The 15574-nt window shown below is 59.4% G+C and carries 29 protein-coding genes; all 29 read right to left on the bottom strand.

The genetic code is table 11. From position 1 onward, the window contains the following. Positions 1 to 109 precede the first annotated feature (109 nt). Positions 110 to 1087 (bottom strand): DNA-directed RNA polymerase subunit alpha, encoded by a 978-nt coding sequence (locus P9239_RS19835; RefSeq protein WP_159837170.1) that lies wholly within the window; start codon positions 1085 to 1087, stop codon positions 110 to 112. Positions 1088 to 1232: 145 nt separating this feature from the next. Then, the gene (gene rpsD / locus P9239_RS19830) at positions 1233 to 1856 is read right to left on the bottom strand and encodes a 30S ribosomal protein S4 (RefSeq protein WP_159837171.1); all 624 of its coding nucleotides are present in this window, start codon (positions 1854 to 1856) and stop codon (positions 1233 to 1235) included. Positions 1857 to 2001: 145 nt separating this feature from the next. Beyond that, positions 2002 to 2406, bottom strand: coding sequence for a 30S ribosomal protein S11 (gene rpsK, locus P9239_RS19825; protein WP_006052224.1), 405 nt, complete (start codon positions 2404 to 2406; stop codon positions 2002 to 2004). 28 nt (positions 2407 to 2434) lie between these two features. Continuing rightward, positions 2435 to 2800: a 30S ribosomal protein S13 gene (gene rpsM, locus P9239_RS19820; RefSeq protein ID WP_087049865.1), complete on the bottom strand. Its 366-nt coding sequence runs from the start codon at positions 2798 to 2800 to the stop codon at positions 2435 to 2437. A gap of 41 nt (positions 2801 to 2841) precedes the next feature. Then, complete coding sequence (rpmJ, locus tag P9239_RS19815; protein ID WP_004199844.1) at positions 2842 to 2958, bottom strand: 50S ribosomal protein L36; 117 nt, start codon at positions 2956 to 2958, stop codon at positions 2842 to 2844. A gap of 20 nt (positions 2959 to 2978) precedes the next feature. After that, the gene (gene infA / locus P9239_RS19810; protein WP_004521905.1) at positions 2979 to 3197 is read right to left on the bottom strand and encodes a translation initiation factor IF-1; all 219 of its coding nucleotides are present in this window, start codon (positions 3195 to 3197) and stop codon (positions 2979 to 2981) included. 9 nt (positions 3198 to 3206) lie between these two features. Continuing rightward, positions 3207 to 4553, bottom strand: a complete 1347-nt coding sequence (gene secY / locus P9239_RS19805; RefSeq protein ID WP_175946454.1) for a preprotein translocase subunit SecY — start codon at positions 4551 to 4553, stop codon at positions 3207 to 3209. Positions 4554 to 4594: 41 nt separating this feature from the next. Then, complete coding sequence (gene rplO / locus P9239_RS19800) at positions 4595 to 5029, bottom strand: 50S ribosomal protein L15 (protein WP_175946452.1); 435 nt, start codon at positions 5027 to 5029, stop codon at positions 4595 to 4597. Between the two features lie 30 nt (positions 5030 to 5059). Continuing rightward, the gene (gene rpmD / locus P9239_RS19795; RefSeq protein ID WP_006400644.1) at positions 5060 to 5242 is read right to left on the bottom strand and encodes a 50S ribosomal protein L30; all 183 of its coding nucleotides are present in this window, start codon (positions 5240 to 5242) and stop codon (positions 5060 to 5062) included. Between the two features lie 10 nt (positions 5243 to 5252). Further along, the gene (rpsE, locus tag P9239_RS19790; protein ID WP_061170928.1) at positions 5253 to 5771 is read right to left on the bottom strand and encodes a 30S ribosomal protein S5; all 519 of its coding nucleotides are present in this window, start codon (positions 5769 to 5771) and stop codon (positions 5253 to 5255) included. A 14-nt stretch (positions 5772 to 5785) separates the two neighbouring features. Continuing rightward, a complete protein-coding gene (gene rplR / locus P9239_RS19785; protein WP_035967614.1) occupies positions 5786 to 6151 on the bottom strand; it encodes a 50S ribosomal protein L18 in 366 nt (121 codons plus the stop codon). Between the two features lie 12 nt (positions 6152 to 6163). Beyond that, positions 6164 to 6697, bottom strand: coding sequence for a 50S ribosomal protein L6 (gene rplF, locus P9239_RS19780; protein WP_309753854.1), 534 nt, complete (start codon positions 6695 to 6697; stop codon positions 6164 to 6166). Positions 6698 to 6716: 19 nt separating this feature from the next. Continuing rightward, positions 6717 to 7112, bottom strand: coding sequence for a 30S ribosomal protein S8 (rpsH, locus tag P9239_RS19775; RefSeq protein ID WP_035967610.1), 396 nt, complete (start codon positions 7110 to 7112; stop codon positions 6717 to 6719). 14 nt (positions 7113 to 7126) lie between these two features. Next, positions 7127 to 7432 carry a 30S ribosomal protein S14 gene (gene rpsN, locus P9239_RS19770; protein WP_061126156.1) on the bottom strand — a complete coding sequence of 102 codons (306 nt, stop codon included), beginning with the start codon at positions 7430 to 7432 and terminating at the stop codon, positions 7127 to 7129. Between the two features lie 7 nt (positions 7433 to 7439). Further along, positions 7440 to 7979, bottom strand: coding sequence for a 50S ribosomal protein L5 (rplE, locus tag P9239_RS19765; RefSeq protein ID WP_159837176.1), 540 nt, complete (start codon positions 7977 to 7979; stop codon positions 7440 to 7442). 14 nt (positions 7980 to 7993) lie between these two features. After that, positions 7994 to 8302 carry a 50S ribosomal protein L24 gene (gene rplX, locus P9239_RS19760; protein WP_309753853.1) on the bottom strand — a complete coding sequence of 103 codons (309 nt, stop codon included), beginning with the start codon at positions 8300 to 8302 and terminating at the stop codon, positions 7994 to 7996. A 9-nt stretch (positions 8303 to 8311) separates the two neighbouring features. Beyond that, entirely contained in the window at positions 8312 to 8680 is a 369-nt protein-coding gene (rplN, locus tag P9239_RS19755) for a 50S ribosomal protein L14 (RefSeq protein WP_006998478.1), read from the bottom strand. 296 nt (positions 8681 to 8976) lie between these two features. Further along, a complete protein-coding gene (gene rpsQ / locus P9239_RS19750; RefSeq protein ID WP_008343854.1) occupies positions 8977 to 9249 on the bottom strand; it encodes a 30S ribosomal protein S17 in 273 nt (90 codons plus the stop codon). Beyond that, complete coding sequence (gene rpmC, locus P9239_RS19745; RefSeq protein ID WP_007180130.1) at positions 9246 to 9440, bottom strand: 50S ribosomal protein L29; 195 nt, start codon at positions 9438 to 9440, stop codon at positions 9246 to 9248. The genes rpsQ and rpmC overlap by 4 nt, the downstream gene beginning before the upstream one ends. Before the next feature lie 10 nt (positions 9441 to 9450). Next, positions 9451 to 9867, bottom strand: a complete 417-nt coding sequence (rplP, locus tag P9239_RS19740; RefSeq protein ID WP_035967605.1) for a 50S ribosomal protein L16 — start codon at positions 9865 to 9867, stop codon at positions 9451 to 9453. A gap of 2 nt (positions 9868 to 9869) precedes the next feature. Beyond that, positions 9870 to 10670 carry a 30S ribosomal protein S3 gene (gene rpsC / locus P9239_RS19735; RefSeq protein ID WP_248320638.1) on the bottom strand — a complete coding sequence of 267 codons (801 nt, stop codon included), beginning with the start codon at positions 10668 to 10670 and terminating at the stop codon, positions 9870 to 9872. Between the two features lie 11 nt (positions 10671 to 10681). After that, the gene (gene rplV / locus P9239_RS19730) at positions 10682 to 11011 is read right to left on the bottom strand and encodes a 50S ribosomal protein L22 (protein ID WP_007730533.1); all 330 of its coding nucleotides are present in this window, start codon (positions 11009 to 11011) and stop codon (positions 10682 to 10684) included. 12 nt (positions 11012 to 11023) lie between these two features. Continuing rightward, positions 11024 to 11299 carry a 30S ribosomal protein S19 gene (gene rpsS, locus P9239_RS19725; RefSeq protein WP_008343850.1) on the bottom strand — a complete coding sequence of 92 codons (276 nt, stop codon included), beginning with the start codon at positions 11297 to 11299 and terminating at the stop codon, positions 11024 to 11026. A gap of 10 nt (positions 11300 to 11309) precedes the next feature. Continuing rightward, complete coding sequence (rplB, locus tag P9239_RS19720) at positions 11310 to 12137, bottom strand: 50S ribosomal protein L2 (protein ID WP_309753852.1); 828 nt, start codon at positions 12135 to 12137, stop codon at positions 11310 to 11312. A gap of 2 nt (positions 12138 to 12139) precedes the next feature. Then, positions 12140 to 12454, bottom strand: a complete 315-nt coding sequence (gene rplW, locus P9239_RS19715; protein ID WP_035967599.1) for a 50S ribosomal protein L23 — start codon at positions 12452 to 12454, stop codon at positions 12140 to 12142. After that, a complete protein-coding gene (gene rplD / locus P9239_RS19710) occupies positions 12451 to 13071 on the bottom strand; it encodes a 50S ribosomal protein L4 (protein ID WP_175946439.1) in 621 nt (206 codons plus the stop codon). The genes rplW and rplD overlap by 4 nt, the downstream gene beginning before the upstream one ends. Beyond that, positions 13071 to 13730: a 50S ribosomal protein L3 gene (gene rplC, locus P9239_RS19705; protein ID WP_175946437.1), complete on the bottom strand. Its 660-nt coding sequence runs from the start codon at positions 13728 to 13730 to the stop codon at positions 13071 to 13073. Before rplC ends, rplD begins: the two co-directional genes overlap by 1 nt. Positions 13731 to 13914: 184 nt before the next feature. Beyond that, positions 13915 to 14226, bottom strand: a complete 312-nt coding sequence (rpsJ, locus tag P9239_RS19700; RefSeq protein WP_006998489.1) for a 30S ribosomal protein S10 — start codon at positions 14224 to 14226, stop codon at positions 13915 to 13917. A gap of 138 nt (positions 14227 to 14364) precedes the next feature. Continuing rightward, positions 14365 to 15555: an elongation factor Tu gene (gene tuf / locus P9239_RS19695; protein ID WP_090541958.1), complete on the bottom strand. Its 1191-nt coding sequence runs from the start codon at positions 15553 to 15555 to the stop codon at positions 14365 to 14367. Positions 15556 to 15574: the final 19 nt, after the last annotated feature.

Raw genomic sequence — 15574 nt, 5'->3', positions numbered from 1 at the left:
CTACGGAAAAGCGCACGGGCCGGTCGAAGAAAAAAGCAAGACGCGGATTCTAAAGCAAAATCCGCGTCTTTGCCAGTTACAGCGCGACGTCAGCGATGACTCGCAGACCTTACTTGTCCAACCCGGCCGGCGGCCAGTTTTCCAGCTTCATGCCGAGCGTCAGGCCACGCGAGGCCAGCACTTCCTTGATCTCGTTCAGCGACTTGCGACCCAGGTTCGGGGTCTTGAGCAGCTCGTTTTCCGTGCGCTGGATCAGATCGCCGATGTAGTAGATGTTCTCGGCCTTCAGGCAGTTCGCGGAACGAACCGTGAGTTCGAGGTCGTCTACCGGACGCAGCAGGATCGGATCGATCTGCGGCGCACGCGACGGGGCTTCCGCTGCCGCTTCGGTGCCTTCCAGTGCGGCGAACACCGACAGTTGATCCACCAGAATGCGAGCCGATTGACGGATCGCTTCTTCCGGCGAGATGACACCGTTCGTTTCGATGTTCATCACGAGCTTGTCGAGGTCGGTACGCTGTTCGACACGCGCGCTTTCCACGGCGTAGCTGACGCGACGCACCGGCGAGAACGACGCGTCCAGCACGATACGGCCGATGATCTTGGCCGAATCTTCGCCGTAGCGACGCACGTTGCCCGGCACGTAGCCGCGGCCCTTCTCGATCTTGATCTGCACGTCGAGCTTGCCGCCCTTCGACAGGTGAGCAATCACGTGTTCCGGGTTGATGACCTCGCAATCGTGCGCGAGTTCGATATCGCCGGCAGTGACCACGCCTTCGCCTTCCTTGCGCAGCGTCACCGTGACTTCGTCGCGGTTATGCAGCTTGAAGACGACGCCCTTCAGGTTCAACAGCAGGTTGACCACATCCTCTTGCACACCATCGAGCGTCGAGTATTCGTGCACGACGCCTGCGATCGTCACTTCGGTCGGCGCGTAGCCCACCATCGACGACAGCAGCACGCGACGAAGCGCGTTACCCAAGGTGTGGCCATAGCCGCGTTCGAACGGCTCCATAACCACTTTCGCGTGGCTTTCGCCAAGCGATTCAACTGCAATGATCTTGGGCTTCAACAAACTGGTTTGCATAGGTTTTCCTTTTCAATACCCTCGGCTCGTTACACCGATAAGGCTGACCGGTAACAACCTGAAAATACACAGCCGGGGATCCCCTTTGCCACGAGCAATCAGGCTCCCCGGCTGCAGATCCGGTTACCGCGCGACGACCGCGCGATTAACGCGAATACAATTCGACGATCAGGCTTTCGTTGATGTCGCCAGCGATATCGCTGCGCTCCGGCATCGACTTGAACGTACCTTCGAACTTCTTCGCATCGACCGACACCCAGCTCGGCATGCCGCCTTGCTCTGCCAGCGACAGCGCCTCGACGATACGTGCCTGCTTCCGCGACTGTTCGCGCACGGAGACGACATCGCCAGCCTTCACTTGCAGCGACGGGATGTTCGCGACCTGGCCGTTCACCATGATCGACTTGTGGCTCACGAGCTGACGCGCTTCGGCGCGCGTCGAGCCGAAGCCCATGCGATACACGACGTTGTCGAGACGCGATTCGAGCAGTTGCAGCAAGTTTTCGCCCGTCGGGCCCTTGCGGCGGTCGGCTTCAGCGAAGTAGCGGCGGAACTGACGCTCGAGAACGCCGTAGATACGCTTCACTTTCTGCTTTTCGCGCAACTGGGTGCCGTAGTCGGACGTACGCGCGCCCGACGTGCGGCCGTGCTGGCCAGGCTTGCTATCGAGCTTGCACTTGTCGGCGAGCGAGCGACGCGCGCTCTTCAGGAACAGATCGGTGCCTTCACGGCGGGACAGCTTGGCTTTGGGACCGGTATAGCGTGCCACGTTGAATCCTTAAAAATTAATCACGCGAACTTCCGTCCGCGCTAGTCCGAACCCTTTGGGCCGAACGGTGGGCTTAGTCAATTCATGACGCACGAATCCCGCCGATACTTTCGCATCAGCAGGAGCATGCGTTCGCGTCATCGCGTTAGATGCGACGGCGCTTCGGCGGACGGCAACCGTTGTGCGGGACCGGCGTCACGTCGGAGATCGCGGTGATCTTGATGCCAAGACCATGCAGCGCGCGCACCGCCGATTCACGGCCAGGACCGGGGCCCTTGATCCGCACTTCGAGGTTCTTCACGCCGTATTCCATCGCCACGCGGCCAGCCGATTCGGCTGCGACCTGAGCTGCAAACGGCGTCGACTTACGCGAGCCCTTGAAACCCTGACCGCCCGACGTCGCCCACGCGAGAGCGTTACCTTGACGATCGGTGATCGTGATGATGGTGTTGTTGAACGACGCGTGAACGTGAACCACGCCCTCGGCGACGTTCTTCTTAACCTTCTTGCGAACGCGTTGCGCCGCGGAGTTGTTCGAAGCCTTAGCCATTACGTTTTCCTGTAACTGTCAGTTCCGCTTACTTCTTCAGCGATTGCGCTGCACGACGCGGACCCTTGCGCGTACGGGCATTCGTGCGGGTACGCTGGCCACGCAGGGGCAGACCCTTGCGGTGACGCATGCCGCGATAGCAGCCCAAGTCCATCAGGCGCTTGATGTTCATCGTCACTTCACGGCGCAGGTCGCCTTCGACGATGAACTTGCCCACTTCGTCACGCAGCTTTTCGAGGTCTGCGTCAGTGAGGTCCTTGACCTTCTTCGAAAATTCCACACCAGCTGCGCTGCAAATGCCGCGAGCGCGCGTGCGACCGATGCCGAAGATTGCCGTCAGGCCGATCTCGGTATGCTGGTGATTCGGGATGTTAACCCCTGCGATACGAGCCATTGTTTTTCCTCAAACAAAAAGCGCAAGCAAAAGCGCGGCGTTCAGCCTTGACGCTGTTTGTGGCGCGGATCAGAGCTGCAAATCACGCGCACAACGCCCTTGCGCTTGATGATCTTGCAATTGCGGCAAATGCGCTTAACCGATGCCATCACTTTCATGATATTACCCTTTTTTCAAATCACTTCGCCCGGAACACGATCCGCGCACGAGACAGATCGTAAGGCGTCAATTCAACCGTAACCTTGTCGCCTGGCAGGATACGGATGTAGTGCATCCGCATCTTTCCAGAAATGTGTCCCAGGACGACATGGCCATTTTCCAATTTCACCCGGAAAGTAGCGTTGGGCAGGTTTTCGATCACCTCGCCCTGCATCTGGATTACATCGTCTTTGGCCATAGTCCTTAATTAACGCATCGGGACATTGCCGCCCTTGAAGTTTGCCTTCTTGAGCAGCGATTCATATTGTTGCGACATAACGTACGACTGCACCTGAGCCATGAAGTCCATCGTGACGACGACAATGATCAGCAGCGACGTTCCACCAAAATAAAACGGCACGTTCCAGCGCAACACCAAGAACTCAGGCAACAGGCACACGAACACAATGTAGATCGCACCGGCCAGCGTCAAACGCGTGAGGATGCGGTCGATATACCGTGCAGTCTGATCGCCCGGACGGATACCCGGAACGAATGCACCGCTCTTCTTCAAGTTGTCGGCGGTTTCCCGGCTGTTGAACACCAGTGCGGTGTAGAAGAAGCAGAAGAAAACAATCGCCAACGCATACAGCAGCACGTACACCGGTTGACCGGGCTTGAGAGCCTCGGCCACGCCGTGCAGCGTGTTCGCGAACCAGTTGGTGCGCGTACCCGAACTGAACCAGTTCAGGATGGTTGCCGGGAAGAGGATGATCGACGACGCGAAGATCGGCGGAATCACACCCGACATGTTGAGCTTCAGCGGCAGATGGGACGACTGTCCGCCGTAAATCTTGTTACCGACCTGGCGCTTCGCGTAGTTCACGAGGATCTTGCGCTGACCGCGTTCGATGAACACGACCAGATACGTGACCGCCGCGATCAGCACGACGATGATGATCGCCGAGATGATGCTCATCGAACCGGTGCGGACCAACTCGAACAGACCGCCGATCGCGTTCGGGAAACCCGCCGCGATGCCACCGAAGATGATGATCGAGATGCCGTTGCCGAGACCGCGCTCCGTGATCTGCTCACCCAGCCACATCAGGAACATCGTGCCCGTCACCAGCGTGACGACCGTCGTCAGCCGGAACACCATGCCGGGGTCCAGCACCAAAGCAGGCTGGTTCTCCAGCGCCACCGCGATACCGAACGCCTGGAAGGTCGCGAGCACCACGGTGAAGATACGCGTGTACTGCGTGATCTTCCGCTGCCCCGCCTGCCCTTCCTTCTTCAACGCCTCCATCTGCGGCGACACGATCGACAGCAACTGCATGATGATCGACGCCGAAATGTAGGGCATGATGCCCAGCGCAAAGATCGTGAATCGCGACAGCGCGCCACCCGAGAACATGTTGAACATGCCAAGGATGCCGCCCGACTGGCTCTGGAACAGCTTGGCCAGTTGATCCGGATCGATGCCGGGAACCGGAATGTGCGCACCAATGCGGTAGACGATCAACGCCAGCAGCAGGAACACTGCACGCCGACGCAGATCGCCGAATTTCGCCGCGCTTCGACCGGGTTTTGCGAGACTCGGGCTGTTAGCCAAGAACCTTCTCCGATGCTAGTGCTAGAAACGGCGAAAGCGCGTTACTCGGCGAACGAGCCGCCAGCGGCTTCGATTGCCTCACGGGCGCCCTTCGTTGCCGTCAGGCCTTTCACCGTGACCTTGCGGCTGATCTCGCCAGTCTTGATGATCTTCGCGCTCTTGATGAGCTCGCCGACCAGACCCGCTTGCTTCAGCGCCAAGAGATCGATTTCGTCGACCGGCAGCTTCTCCAGATCGGAGAGGCGCACTTCACCGACGAATTCCTTCGTCAGCGAGGTGAAGCCGCGCTTCGGAAGACGACGCTGCAGAGGCATCTGACCGCCTTCGAAGCCGACCTTATGAAAGCCGCCCGAACGCGATTTCTGACCCTTGTGGCCGCGGCCCGCGGTCTTGCCGAGGCCCGAACCGATCCCGCGACCGACGCGACGCTTTGCGTGCTTCGCGCCTTCCGCCGGCTTCAGGTTATTCAATTCCATGTTCAACTCCTTGGATCCGTGGTCGGCCGCTTAGGCGATGACCTTAACGAGGTACGAGACCTTGTTGATCATCCCGCGCACTGCCGGCGTGTCCTGCAGCTCGGAGACCGAGTTCAGGCGACGCAGGCCGAGGCCACGCACCGTTGCGCGGTGCGATTCGCGGGTCCCGATCAGGCTCTTGACGAGCTGAACCTTGACAGTTTTTTCAGACATGGTGACCACCTTAGCCCAGAATGTCTTCGACGGACTTACCACGCTTCGCTGCGATGTCCGCCGGAGTCGACTGCTTACGCAGACCATCCAGCGTCGCACGGACGAGGTTGTACGGGTTCGTCGAACCGTGGCTCTTGGCCACAACGTTTTGCACGCCCATCACGTCGAACACTGCGCGCATCGGACCGCCGGCGATCACGCCGGTACCATCCTTCGCCGGAGCGAGGAGGACCGCGGAAGCGCCATGCTTGCCGTGAACTTCGTGTTGCAACGTGCCGTTCTTCAGGGGCACCTTGAACATGTTGCGGCGGGCTTGTTCCATTGCCTTTTGCACGGCAACCGGAACCTCCTTCGCCTTGCCCTTGCCCATGCCGACGCGGCCATCGCCGTCGCCAACCACGGTCAGTGCGGCGAAACCGAGAATACGGCCACCCTTCACGACCTTGGTCACGCGGTTGACCGAAATCATCTTTTCGCGCAGGCCGTCGTCGCGTTCGTCAGCCTGAACTTTCGCTTGCATCTTTGCCATGACGAATTCTTCCCTTAGAACTTGAGCCCGGCTTCGCGCGCCGCATCAGCCAGCGCCTTCACGCGGCCGTGGTAGCGGAAACCAGAGCGGTCAAAGGCGACGGATTCGATGCCGGCAGCCTTGGCCTTTTCGGCAATACGCTTGCCGATCAGGGTTGCAGCGTTGATGTTGCCGCCCTTGCCCGACTTGTCGGCCAGCTCTGCACGCACTTCAGCTTCGAGCGTCGAGGCGCTTGCGAGCACCTTGGTGCCGCATGCCGAGAACACTTGCGCGTAGATGTGCGTATTCGTGCGATGCACGGCGAGACGCGCGACCTGCAGCTCAGCGATCTTGATACGCGTCTGACGAGCGCGGCGCAGGCGAGATTGAGTCTTATCCATGATTGCGCACCCTTACTTCTTCTTCGTTTCTTTGAGGATCACGACCTCGTCGGAATAGCGCACGCCCTTGCCCTTGTAGGGCTCCGGCGGACGATAGCCACGCACTTCCGCCGCGACTTGTCCGACTTTCTGCTTGTCGATCCCCTTGATCACGATTTCGGTCTGCGACGGGGTTTCAGCCTTGATGCCTTCCGGCATCTGGTGCACCACCGGGTGCGAGAAACCCAGCGACAGGTTCAGCTTGTCGCCTTGCGCTTGCGCACGATAACCGACGCCAACCAGCGTCAGCTTGCGCTCGAAACCCTTGGTGACGCCGTGCACCATGTTCGCCACCAGGGCGCGCATCGTGCCGGACATCGCGTTTGCTTCACGGCTTTCGTCGGCCGGCGCGAAGTTCAGCGTACCGTTGTCGTTCGCCACGCTCACCAGCGGATTAGCCGCTTGCGAGATCGTGCCGAGCGGACCCTTGACGGTGATGACGTCGCCCTTGACGGCCACTTCCGCGCCTTGCGGCAGCGCGATCGGGCTTTTACCTACTCGAGACATGTTTCTTCTCCCTTCGGCGTTAAGCGACGTAGCAGATGACTTCGCCGCCGACGCCGTTCTGGCGCGCCTTGCGGTCGGTCATCACACCCTTCGGCGTCGATACGATGGCAACGCCGAGGCCGTTCATCACCTGCGGGATATCGTTGCGACCGCGGTACACGCGCAGACCGGGCTTCGACACGCGCTCGAGGCGCTCGATCACCGGACGGCCAGCGTAATACTTCAACGCGATATTCAGTTCCGTCTTCGCACCTTCAGCCTTCACTGCGAAGTCGTCGATATAACCTTCGTCCTTCAAAACCTGCGCAATCGCAACCTTGACTTTCGACGAGGGCATAGTCACCGAAACCTTCTCGACCATCTGCGCATTGCGGATGCGAGTCAGCATATCGGCGATAGGATCACTCATGCTCATTTATGTTTCTCCTATTACCAGCTCGCCTTGGTCAGGCCGGGGATTTCGCCGCGGAAGGCGATCTCGCGAATCTTGTTACGCGCGAGGCCGAACTTCCGGAACGTGCCACGCGGACGACCCGTGATTGCGCAGCGGTTACGCTTGCGAGTCGGGTTCGAGTTACGCGGCAGTTGTTGCAGGGCCAGACGAGCGAAGTAACGCTCTTCGTCCGACTTGCTTGCGTCGTCAATCACAGCCTTCAGTTCAGCACGCTTCGGAGCGTACTTAGCAGCCAGGCGCGCACGCTTCTTTTCACGTTCGATCAGTGCCAGTTTAGCCACGGTAACCTCAGTTTCTGAACGGGAACTTGAAGCCGGCGAGCAGCGCCTTTGCTTCGTCGTCGGTCTTCGCGGTAGTCGTGATGCTGATGTTCAGCCCACGAAGCGCGTCGATCTTGTCGTAGTCGATCTCGGGGAAAATGATCTGCTCTTTCACACCGATGTTGTAGTTGCCACGACCGTCGAATGCGCGGCCCGACACGCCACGGAAGTCGCGCACGCGGGGCAGCGCAACCGTCACGAAGCGGTCCAGGAATTCGTACATCGCTTGACCGCGCAGCGTCACCATCGCGCCGATCGGGTAGCCCTGACGAATCTTGAAGCCTGCGATTGCCTTGCGCGCCTTGGTGATAACCGGCTTCTGGCCAGCAATCTTCGTCAGGTCGCCCACGGCGTTTTCGATGATCTTCTTGTCAGCGACGGCTTCGCCAAGACCCATGTTCAGGGTGATCTTGGTGATGCGCGGCACTTCCATGATGGACTTGTAGCCGAACTTTTCGACGAGTTGCGGCACAACCGTTTCTTTATAAATCTCTTGCAGACGAGCCATTTTTTAACTCCGCATCAGGCGTTGAGCGTGGCGCCGGTCGACTTCAAGAAGCGAACCTTCCTGCCGTCTTCGACCTTGATGCCAACACGCGATGCCTTGCCGTTCGCGTCGACGAGTGCGACGTTCGAAATATGCAGCGGCATCGACTTGGCTTCCACACCGCCCGTCGTACCCTTCATCGGGTTCGGCTTCACGTGCTTCTTGACGAGGTTGATACCCTCGACGGTCACACGGTCTTCCGCAACGGCCAGCACGGTGCCGCGCTTGCCCTTGTCCTTGCCGGTGATGACGATGACTTCGTCACCCTTGCGAATCTTGTTCATCGCGACTCCTTACAGCACTTCCGGCGCGAGCGAAACGATCTTCATGAATCGTTCGCTACGCAGTTCACGCGTCACCGGCCCGAAAATACGCGTGCCGATCGGCTCGAGCTTCGTATTCAAGAGGACAGCGGCATTGCCGTCGAACTTGATCAGCGAGCCATCCTGGCGACGCACGCCCTTGGCCGTGCGAACGACCACGGCGTTGTAAATTTCGCCCTTTTTCACGCGTCCGCGCGGCGTCGCTTCCTTGACGGTCACCTTGATGATGTCGCCAATGCTAGCGTAACGACGCTTCGAGCCGCCGAGCACCTTGATGCACATGACTTCACGCGCACCCGTGTTGTCGGCCACTTCAAGCCGAGTTTCGGTCTGGATCATGGTTTATCTTTCCCAACTTAATCCGGTCGCACCACCATGGCACATCCGGTCAGTCTTGGTCCCGTCAGCCAGTCGGCTGCTTGGGTTAGAACAGGCAGCGAAGGCAGACGAAACCCGCCATCGCAATCCGGTGAATCTGTCGATACAGGCTGGCGCCCGAACCGGCTTCCCCCACCAATTTCGCCCGCGACGGGGCTCCCACAAAGAGGGAAGACCGAGATTATAACAAATAATCCCGGTCTTGCAAGCGAAACTTACTGCGATACCACTACTTACTGCATCGCGATACTTCAGCTTTAGATCACGCGAGCCGCTTCAACCAGCTTCGACACAACCCAGGCCTTCGTCTTCGAAATCGGACGCGTTTCCTGGATTTCGACGAGATCGCCTTCGTTGTACGTGTTCGCGTCATCGTGCGCGTGGTACTTCTTCGAACGCACGACGTACTTGCCGTAGATCGGGTGCTTCACACGGTGCTCGACCAGCACGGTAACCGTCTTGTCCATCTTGTTGCTGACGACCTTGCCGACCAGCGTCCGCTTGAGCGAGGTTTTTACGCTATCGTTCATTTCTGGTTCGCCTTTTCAGTCAGGACAGTCCGCACACGTGCGATGTCGCGACGGACCTTCTTCAGCTGGCTCGTGTTCGTGAGCTGCTGGGTCGCGAGTTGCATGCGCAGGCCGAATTGCGCCTTAAGCAGGTCCGACAGCTCTTTGTTGAGCGCGGCCTGGTCCTTCTGGTGAAGTTCAGATGCCTTCATCGTTTACTCCTTAGGCGCCGAGCTGGCGGATGACGAAGTTCGTCTTCAGCGGCAGCTTGGCTGCAGCCAGACGGAACGCTTCGCGCGCCAGTTCTTCGGAGACACCGTCCATTTCGTACAGCATCTTGCCCGGTTGAATTTCAGCGACGTAGTACTCCGGGTTACCCTTACCGTTACCCATACGCACTTCTGCCGGCTTCTGCGAAATCGGCTTGTCCGGGAAAATGCGGATCCAGATCCGGCCGCCACGCTTGATGTGACGCGTCATTGCACGACGCGCCGCTTCGATCTGACGCGCGGTCAAACGGCCGCGACCGATAGCCTTCAGGCCATATTCACCGAACGACACCGCGTTGCCGCGCGTCGCCTTGCCGGTGTTACGACCCTTCTGCTCTTTGCGATACTTTCTGCGTTTCGGTTGCAGCATCGTTATTCTCCACTCTTCGCGTCACCGCCAGCGCCGCCACGACGGGGACCACCGCGGCGTGCACCACCCGGCGCACCTTCACCGTCACGACGCGGACGGCGATCGCCACCCGGACGTGCGTTGCGACGCGGACGCTTCTCTTCCGCGACTTCTTCCACTACCGGCGCTTCGTTGCGGCCGAGGGTGTCGCCCTTGTAGACCCACACCTTCACGCCGATGATGCCGTACGTGGTCTTCGCTTCGGACGTCGCGTAGTCGATATCGGCGCGCAGCGTATGGAGGGGCACGCGACCTTCGCGATACCACTCGGTACGAGCGATTTCGATACCGTTCAGACGGCCGGCGCTCATGATCTTGATGCCTTGGGCGCCAAGACGCATCGCGTTTTGCATCGCACGCTTCATCGCGCGGCGGAACATGATCCGGCGCTCGAGCTGCTGCGTGATGGAATCGGCGATCAGTTGAGCATCGGTTTCCGGCTTGCGGATTTCTTCGATGTTCACGTGGACCGGAACGCCCATGCGCTTTTGCAGCTCGGACTTGAGCGACTCGATGTCTTCGCCCTTCTTGCCGATCACAACACCCGGACGCGAGCTGAAAATCGTGATGCGTGCGTTCTTTGCAGGACGCTCGATCACGACGCGGCCGACGGACGCGTTCTTCAGCTTCTTCTTCAGATACTCACGAACACCGATGTCTTCCTGCAACATCGCCGCGAAATTGTTGTTGTTCGCGTACCAGCGCGAAGCCCAATTGCGGCTGACGGCCAAACGGAAGCCAGTCGGATGAATTTTCTGTCCCATCGTATGGCTCCTTAATTCCCGACCGTCACAGTGATGTGACAGGATTGCTTCTCGATGCGGTTACCGCGGCCCTTGGCGCGCGCGGTGAAACGCTTCAGCGAAGCTGCCTTGTCGACGTAGATGCTCGTGATCTTGAGCTCGTCGATATCGGCGCCTTCGTTGTGTTCCGCATTCGCGATCGCAGACAGCACGACCTTCTTGACGATACCCGCCGCCTTCTTCGGCGAGAACGTCAGAACGTTCAGCGCCTTGTCGACCGGCAAACCACGAATCTGGTCAGCCACAAGGCGCGTTTTCTGCGCCGAGATGCGGGCACCGCGATGAATTGCTTTCACTTCCATCTTGATAGCCCCTTATTTCTTGGCCTTCTTGTCGGCCGCGTGACCCTTGAACGTACGGGTCAGTGCGAACTCGCCAAGCTTATGGCCGACCATGTTTTCCGTGACGTATACCGGAACGTGTTGACGGCCGTTGTGAACGGCGATCGTCAGACCGATGAAGTCCGGCAGAATCGTCGAACGACGCGACCAGGTCTTGATCGGCTTCTTGTCACGTGTGGACGCAGCCGCCTCAACTTTCTTCAGCAAATGAGCGTCGCAGAACGGACCTTTTTTAGCAGAACGTGTCATTGCCTACTCCTTAACGCTTGTGACGGCGCTGGACGATCATCGTCGTCGTGCGCTTATTGCTGCGGGTGCGATAGCCCTTCGTCGGCGTGCCCCACGGGCTCACCGGATCGCGACCTGCTGCCGTCTTGCCTTCACCACCGCCGTGCGGGTGATCGACCGGGTTTATTGCAACACCACGCACCGTCGGACGGATGCCGCGCCAGCGATTCGCACCAGCCTTACCGATTTGACGGAGGCTATGCTCTTCGTTGCCGACTTCACCGATGGTCGCGCGGCACTCGACGTGCACGCGGCGGATTTCGCCCGAACGCAGGCGAACCTGCGCGTAGATGCCTTCACGTGCCAGCAGCATGGCCGACGTACCAGCCGAACGCGCGATCTGCGCGCCCTTGCCCGGCAGCATTTCGATGCAGTGAATCGTCGTACCGACCGGAATATTGCGGATCGGCAGGGTATTGCCTGCGCGAATCGGCGCTTCCGAACCGGACATCAGCTGCGTGCCGACCGTCACGCCCTTCGGCGCGATGATGTAGCGACGCTCGCCGTCTGCGTACAGAACCAGCGCGATGTTCGCGCTACGGTTCGGGTCGTACTCGAGACGCTCGACCTTTGCCGGGATGCCGTCCTTGTTGCGACGGAAATCGACGATACGATAATGCTGCTTGTGACCGCCACCTTGGTGACGCGTGGTGATACGGCCGTTGTTGTTACGGCCCGCCGACTTGGATTGCGAGTCGAGCAGCGCTGCGTGCGGCTTGCCCTTATGCAGATCTTTGTTGACGATTTTGACCATCGCGCGGCGACCCGGCGAGGTCGGCTTAACTTTCACGATTGCCATGATTACTTGGCCTCCGCTTCAAAGTTGATTTCCTGGCCGGGCTTCAGGCAGACGTACGCCTTCTTCACGTCCTTGCGCTTGCCATTGAAGCGGCCAAAGCGCTTGGCTTTACCCTTCGTGACGAGCACGTTGACGGAATTGACTTCGACCTTGAACAGCAGCTCGACAGCAGCCTTCACTTCCTGCTTCGTGGCGTCCGGCGCGACTTCGAACACGACTTGTTCGTTCTTGTCGGCAACCAGCGTCGCCTTTTCGGAGATCACCGGCGCGAGCAGAACTTGCATCAAACGATGATCGTTTTTGCGAACTTCGCTCATGACAGCAACTCCTCGATCTGAGCGACCGCAGCCTTCGTGATCAGCACTTTCTTGAAGTAGATCAGCGAGAGCGGGTCGGCGTAACGCGGCTCGACAACCGCCACGTGGGCCAGGTTGCGGGACGCGAGGTACAGGTTTTCGTCGACCGTATCGGTGATGACCAACACGGAATCGAGACCCATCGCCTTGAATTTATCAGCCAACAGCTTGGTCTTCGGCGCTTCGAGCGCGAGATCCTCGACCACCGAGATGCGGCCTTCGCGAGCCAACTGCGAGAAGATCGAGCAGAGGCCTGCGCGATGCATCTTCTTGTTGACCTTGTGCGAGAAGTTTTCTTCCGGCGAGTTCGGGAAAATGCGACCACCGCCACGCCACAACGGGCTCGACGACATACCGGCACGAGCGCGGCCCGTACCCTTCTGACGCCACGGCTTCTTCGTGGTGTGCTTGACCTGCTCACGATCCTTCTGAGCGCGGTTGCCGCTACGTGCGTTCGCCTGATAAGCGACGACGACTTGGTGAATCAGGGCTTCGTTGTAATCGCGACCGAACACGACGTCCGATGCGGTCACGCCAGCGCCTTCCTGACCATTGGCATTCAGGAGCTTAAGTTCCATTATTTCGCTCCTTTCGCAGCACGGGTCTTGACGGCCGGGGTCACGAAGACCTTGCCGCCCTTCGCACCCGGAACAGCACCGCGGACGAGCAGCAGATTGCGCTCAGCGTCGATGCGGGCGATTTCGAGATTCTGGACCGTGACGGTCACGTCACCGAGGTGACCCGTCATCCGCTTGCCGGGAAACACACGACCCGGATCCTGCGCCATACCGATCGAACCCGGAACGTTGTGCGAACGCGAGTTACCGTGCGAAGCGCGGCCCGAAGCGAAGTTGTAACGCTTGATGGTACCGGCATAGCCCTTACCGATCGACGTGCCTTGCACGTCAACCTTCTGGCCGACTTCGAAAATGTCCGTACCGATGACGGCGCCGTTCGACAGTTCACCTGCCTTGGCGGTATCGATATGGAATTCGCGGAGGATTTCACCGGCTTGAACGCCAGCTTTGGCGAGGTGACCCGCCAGCGGCTTCGTCACGCGCGAAGCGCGGCGAGTACCGAATGCAACCTGAACGGCGGTATAACCATCCGTTTCAACGGTCTTGATCTGCGTCACACGGTTGTCCGACACGTCCAGCACGGTGACGGGGATCGAATCCCCCTCAGGCGTGAAGATACGGGTCATGCCAACCTTGCGACCTACGAGTCCAAGGCTCATCGTTTTCTCCATTCCCGACTGCGATTGGTCGGGGCTGATTACAAAATGTCCGCTCCGCTATGAGAAGCGAGGCGAACTTTTTACGCGAATGCGCGAAAAGCCTTGGAGTATAACAAGGCTTTTCGATTTCTGCAAGCAATCAAAGACTTAGCTCCATCCGGGAACCCGGCGGAGCTTTGTAGGCTTACTGCAGCTTGATTTCGACGTCCACACCAGCCGGCAGATCGAGCTTCATAAGCGCGTCGACGGTCTTGTCCGTCGGATCGACGATGTCCATCAGGCGTTGGTGCGTACGGATTTCGAGCTGGTCGCGCGACGTCTTGTTGACGTGCGGCGAACGCAGGATGTCAAAACGCTGAATACGCGTCGGCAGCGGCACCGGGCCGCGGACGATCGCGCCAGTCCGCTTCGCCGTATCTACGATCTCGGCTGCCGACTGGTCGATCAGGCGATAGTCGAAAGCCTTCAGACGAATGCGGATTTTCTGGTTCTGCATGACGATTCCTTAAAAAGAGCGAGGCGGTATTGCGCCGCCGATTGTGCGAAAGAGCGAGGAACCGGGCACTCGCTTGGGCCGAACACCCGGTTCCGGTCACGTTACTTCAGTACAGCGACTTCAAAGAAGACCGAGATTTTACTCGATAATCTTCGCAACGACACCAGCGCCGACGGTACGGCCGCCTTCGCGGATAGCGAAGCGCAGACCTTCTTCCATGGCGATCGGGGCGATCAGCTTGACCGTGATCGACACGTTGTCGCCCGGCATCACCATTTCCTTGTCCTTCGGCAGCTCGATCGAGCCGGTCACGTCCGTCGTGCGGAAGTAGAACTGCGGACGGTAGTTGTTGAAGAACGGCGTGTGACGGCCGCCTTCGTCCTTGCTCAGCACGTACACTTCAGCGGTGAAGTGCGTGTGCGGCGTGATCGAACCCGGCTTGGCCAGCACCTGGCCGCGCTCGACGTCTTCACGCTTCGTGCCGCGCAAGAGAATACCGACGTTGTCGCCCGCTTGACCTTGGTCGAGCAGCTTGCGGAACATTTCCACGCCCGTGCAGGTGGTCTTCACCGTCGGCTTGATACCGACGATTTCGATTTCCTCGCCGACCTTCACCACACCGCGCTCGACGCGACCCGTCACCACCGTGCCGCGACCCGAGATCGAGAACACGTCTTCCACCGGCATCAGGAACGCGCCATCCACTGCGCGCTCCGGCGTCGGGATGTACGTGTCCAGCGCGTCGGCCAGGTTCATGATCGCCACTTCACCGAGCTCGCCCGTGTCGCCTTCCAGCGCGAGCTTGGCCGAACCCTTGATGATCGGCGTGTCGTCGCCCGGGAAGTCGTACTTCGACAGGAGTTCGCGCACTTCCATTTCGACGAGCTCGAGCAGCTCGGCGTCGTCCACCATGTCGCACTTGTTCAGGAACACGATGATGTACGGCACGCCGACCTGACGGGCCAGCAGGATGTGCTCGCGCGTTTGCGGCATCGGGCCGTCAGCGGCCGAGCACACCAGGATTGCGCCGTCCATCTGCGCCGCGCCCGTGATCATGTTCTTCACGTAGTCGGCGTGGCCCGGGCAATCGACGTGTGCGTAGTGGCGGTTAGCCGTTTCGTACTCGACGTGCGCGGTGTTGATGGTGATGCCGCGCGCCTTTTCTTCCGGCGCCGCGTCGATCTGGTCATACGCCTTGGCTTCGCCGCCGAACTTCTTGGTCAGCACCGTCGTGATCGCTGCCGTCAGCGTGGTCTTGCCGTGGTCAACGTGACCGATCGTGCCCACGTTCACGTGCGGCTTGGTCCGCTCGAATTTACCTTTTGCCATGATTACCTTCTTTCAAAGT

The sequence above is a fragment of the Caballeronia sp. LZ062 genome (assembly GCF_031450785.1).
GTDB lineage: Bacteria > Pseudomonadota > Gammaproteobacteria > Burkholderiales > Burkholderiaceae > Caballeronia.
Note: the sequence above shows the minus strand (reverse complement) of the source record. Positions and strands in the feature narration are given on the sequence as shown.

Coding starts and splice junctions, on each gene's coding strand:
- P9239_RS19835 (WP_159837170.1), bottom strand. CDS start 1,087: ATGCAAACCAGTTTGTTGAAGCCCAAGATCATTGCAGTTGAATCGCTT.
- rpsK (WP_006052224.1), bottom strand. CDS start 2,406: ATGGCTAAGGCTTCGAACAACTCCGCGGCGCAACGCGTTCGCAAGAAG.
- rpsM (WP_087049865.1), bottom strand. CDS start 2,800: ATGGCTCGTATCGCAGGGGTTAACATCCCGAATCACCAGCATACCGAG.
- rpmJ (WP_004199844.1), bottom strand. CDS start 2,958: ATGAAAGTGATGGCATCGGTTAAGCGCATTTGCCGCAATTGCAAGATC.
- infA (WP_004521905.1), bottom strand. CDS start 3,197: ATGGCCAAAGACGATGTAATCCAGATGCAGGGCGAGGTGATCGAAAAC.
- rplO (WP_175946452.1), bottom strand. CDS start 5,029: ATGGAATTGAATAACCTGAAGCCGGCGGAAGGCGCGAAGCACGCAAAG.
- rpmD (WP_006400644.1), bottom strand. CDS start 5,242: ATGTCTGAAAAAACTGTCAAGGTTCAGCTCGTCAAGAGCCTGATCGGG.
- rpsE (WP_061170928.1), bottom strand. CDS start 5,771: ATGGCAAAGATGCAAGCGAAAGTTCAGGCTGACGAACGCGACGACGGC.
- rplR (WP_035967614.1), bottom strand. CDS start 6,151: ATGGATAAGACTCAATCTCGCCTGCGCCGCGCTCGTCAGACGCGTATC.
- rplF (WP_309753854.1), bottom strand. CDS start 6,697: ATGTCTCGAGTAGGTAAAAGCCCGATCGCGCTGCCGCAAGGCGCGGAA.
- rpsH (WP_035967610.1), bottom strand. CDS start 7,112: ATGAGCATGAGTGATCCTATCGCCGATATGCTGACTCGCATCCGCAAT.
- rplE (WP_159837176.1), bottom strand. CDS start 7,979: ATGGCTCGTCTGCAAGAGATTTATAAAGAAACGGTTGTGCCGCAACTC.
- rplX (WP_309753853.1), bottom strand. CDS start 8,302: ATGAACAAGATTCGCAAGGGTGACGAAGTCATCGTCATCACCGGCAAG.
- rplN (WP_006998478.1), bottom strand. CDS start 8,680: ATGATCCAGACCGAAACTCGGCTTGAAGTGGCCGACAACACGGGTGCG.
- rpsQ (WP_008343854.1), bottom strand. CDS start 9,249: ATGAACGATAGCGTAAAAACCTCGCTCAAGCGGACGCTGGTCGGCAAG.
- rpmC (WP_007180130.1), bottom strand. CDS start 9,440: ATGAAGGCATCTGAACTTCACCAGAAGGACCAGGCCGCGCTCAACAAA.
- rplP (WP_035967605.1), bottom strand. CDS start 9,867: ATGCTGCAACCGAAACGCAGAAAGTATCGCAAAGAGCAGAAGGGTCGT.
- rpsC (WP_248320638.1), bottom strand. CDS start 10,670: ATGGGACAGAAAATTCATCCGACTGGCTTCCGTTTGGCCGTCAGCCGC.
- rplV (WP_007730533.1), bottom strand. CDS start 11,011: ATGGAAGTGAAAGCAATTCATCGCGGTGCCCGCATCTCGGCGCAGAAA.
- rpsS (WP_008343850.1), bottom strand. CDS start 11,299: ATGACACGTTCTGCTAAAAAAGGTCCGTTCTGCGACGCTCATTTGCTG.
- rplB (WP_309753852.1), bottom strand. CDS start 12,137: ATGGCAATCGTGAAAGTTAAGCCGACCTCGCCGGGTCGCCGCGCGATG.
- rplW (WP_035967599.1), bottom strand. CDS start 12,454: ATGAGCGAAGTTCGCAAAAACGATCATCGTTTGATGCAAGTTCTGCTC.
- rplD (WP_175946439.1), bottom strand. CDS start 13,071: ATGGAACTTAAGCTCCTGAATGCCAATGGTCAGGAAGGCGCTGGCGTG.
- rplC (WP_175946437.1), bottom strand. CDS start 13,730: ATGAGCCTTGGACTCGTAGGTCGCAAGGTTGGCATGACCCGTATCTTC.
- rpsJ (WP_006998489.1), bottom strand. CDS start 14,226: ATGCAGAACCAGAAAATCCGCATTCGTCTGAAGGCTTTCGACTATCGC.
- tuf (WP_090541958.1), bottom strand. CDS start 15,555: ATGGCAAAAGGTAAATTCGAGCGGACCAAGCCGCACGTGAACGTGGGC.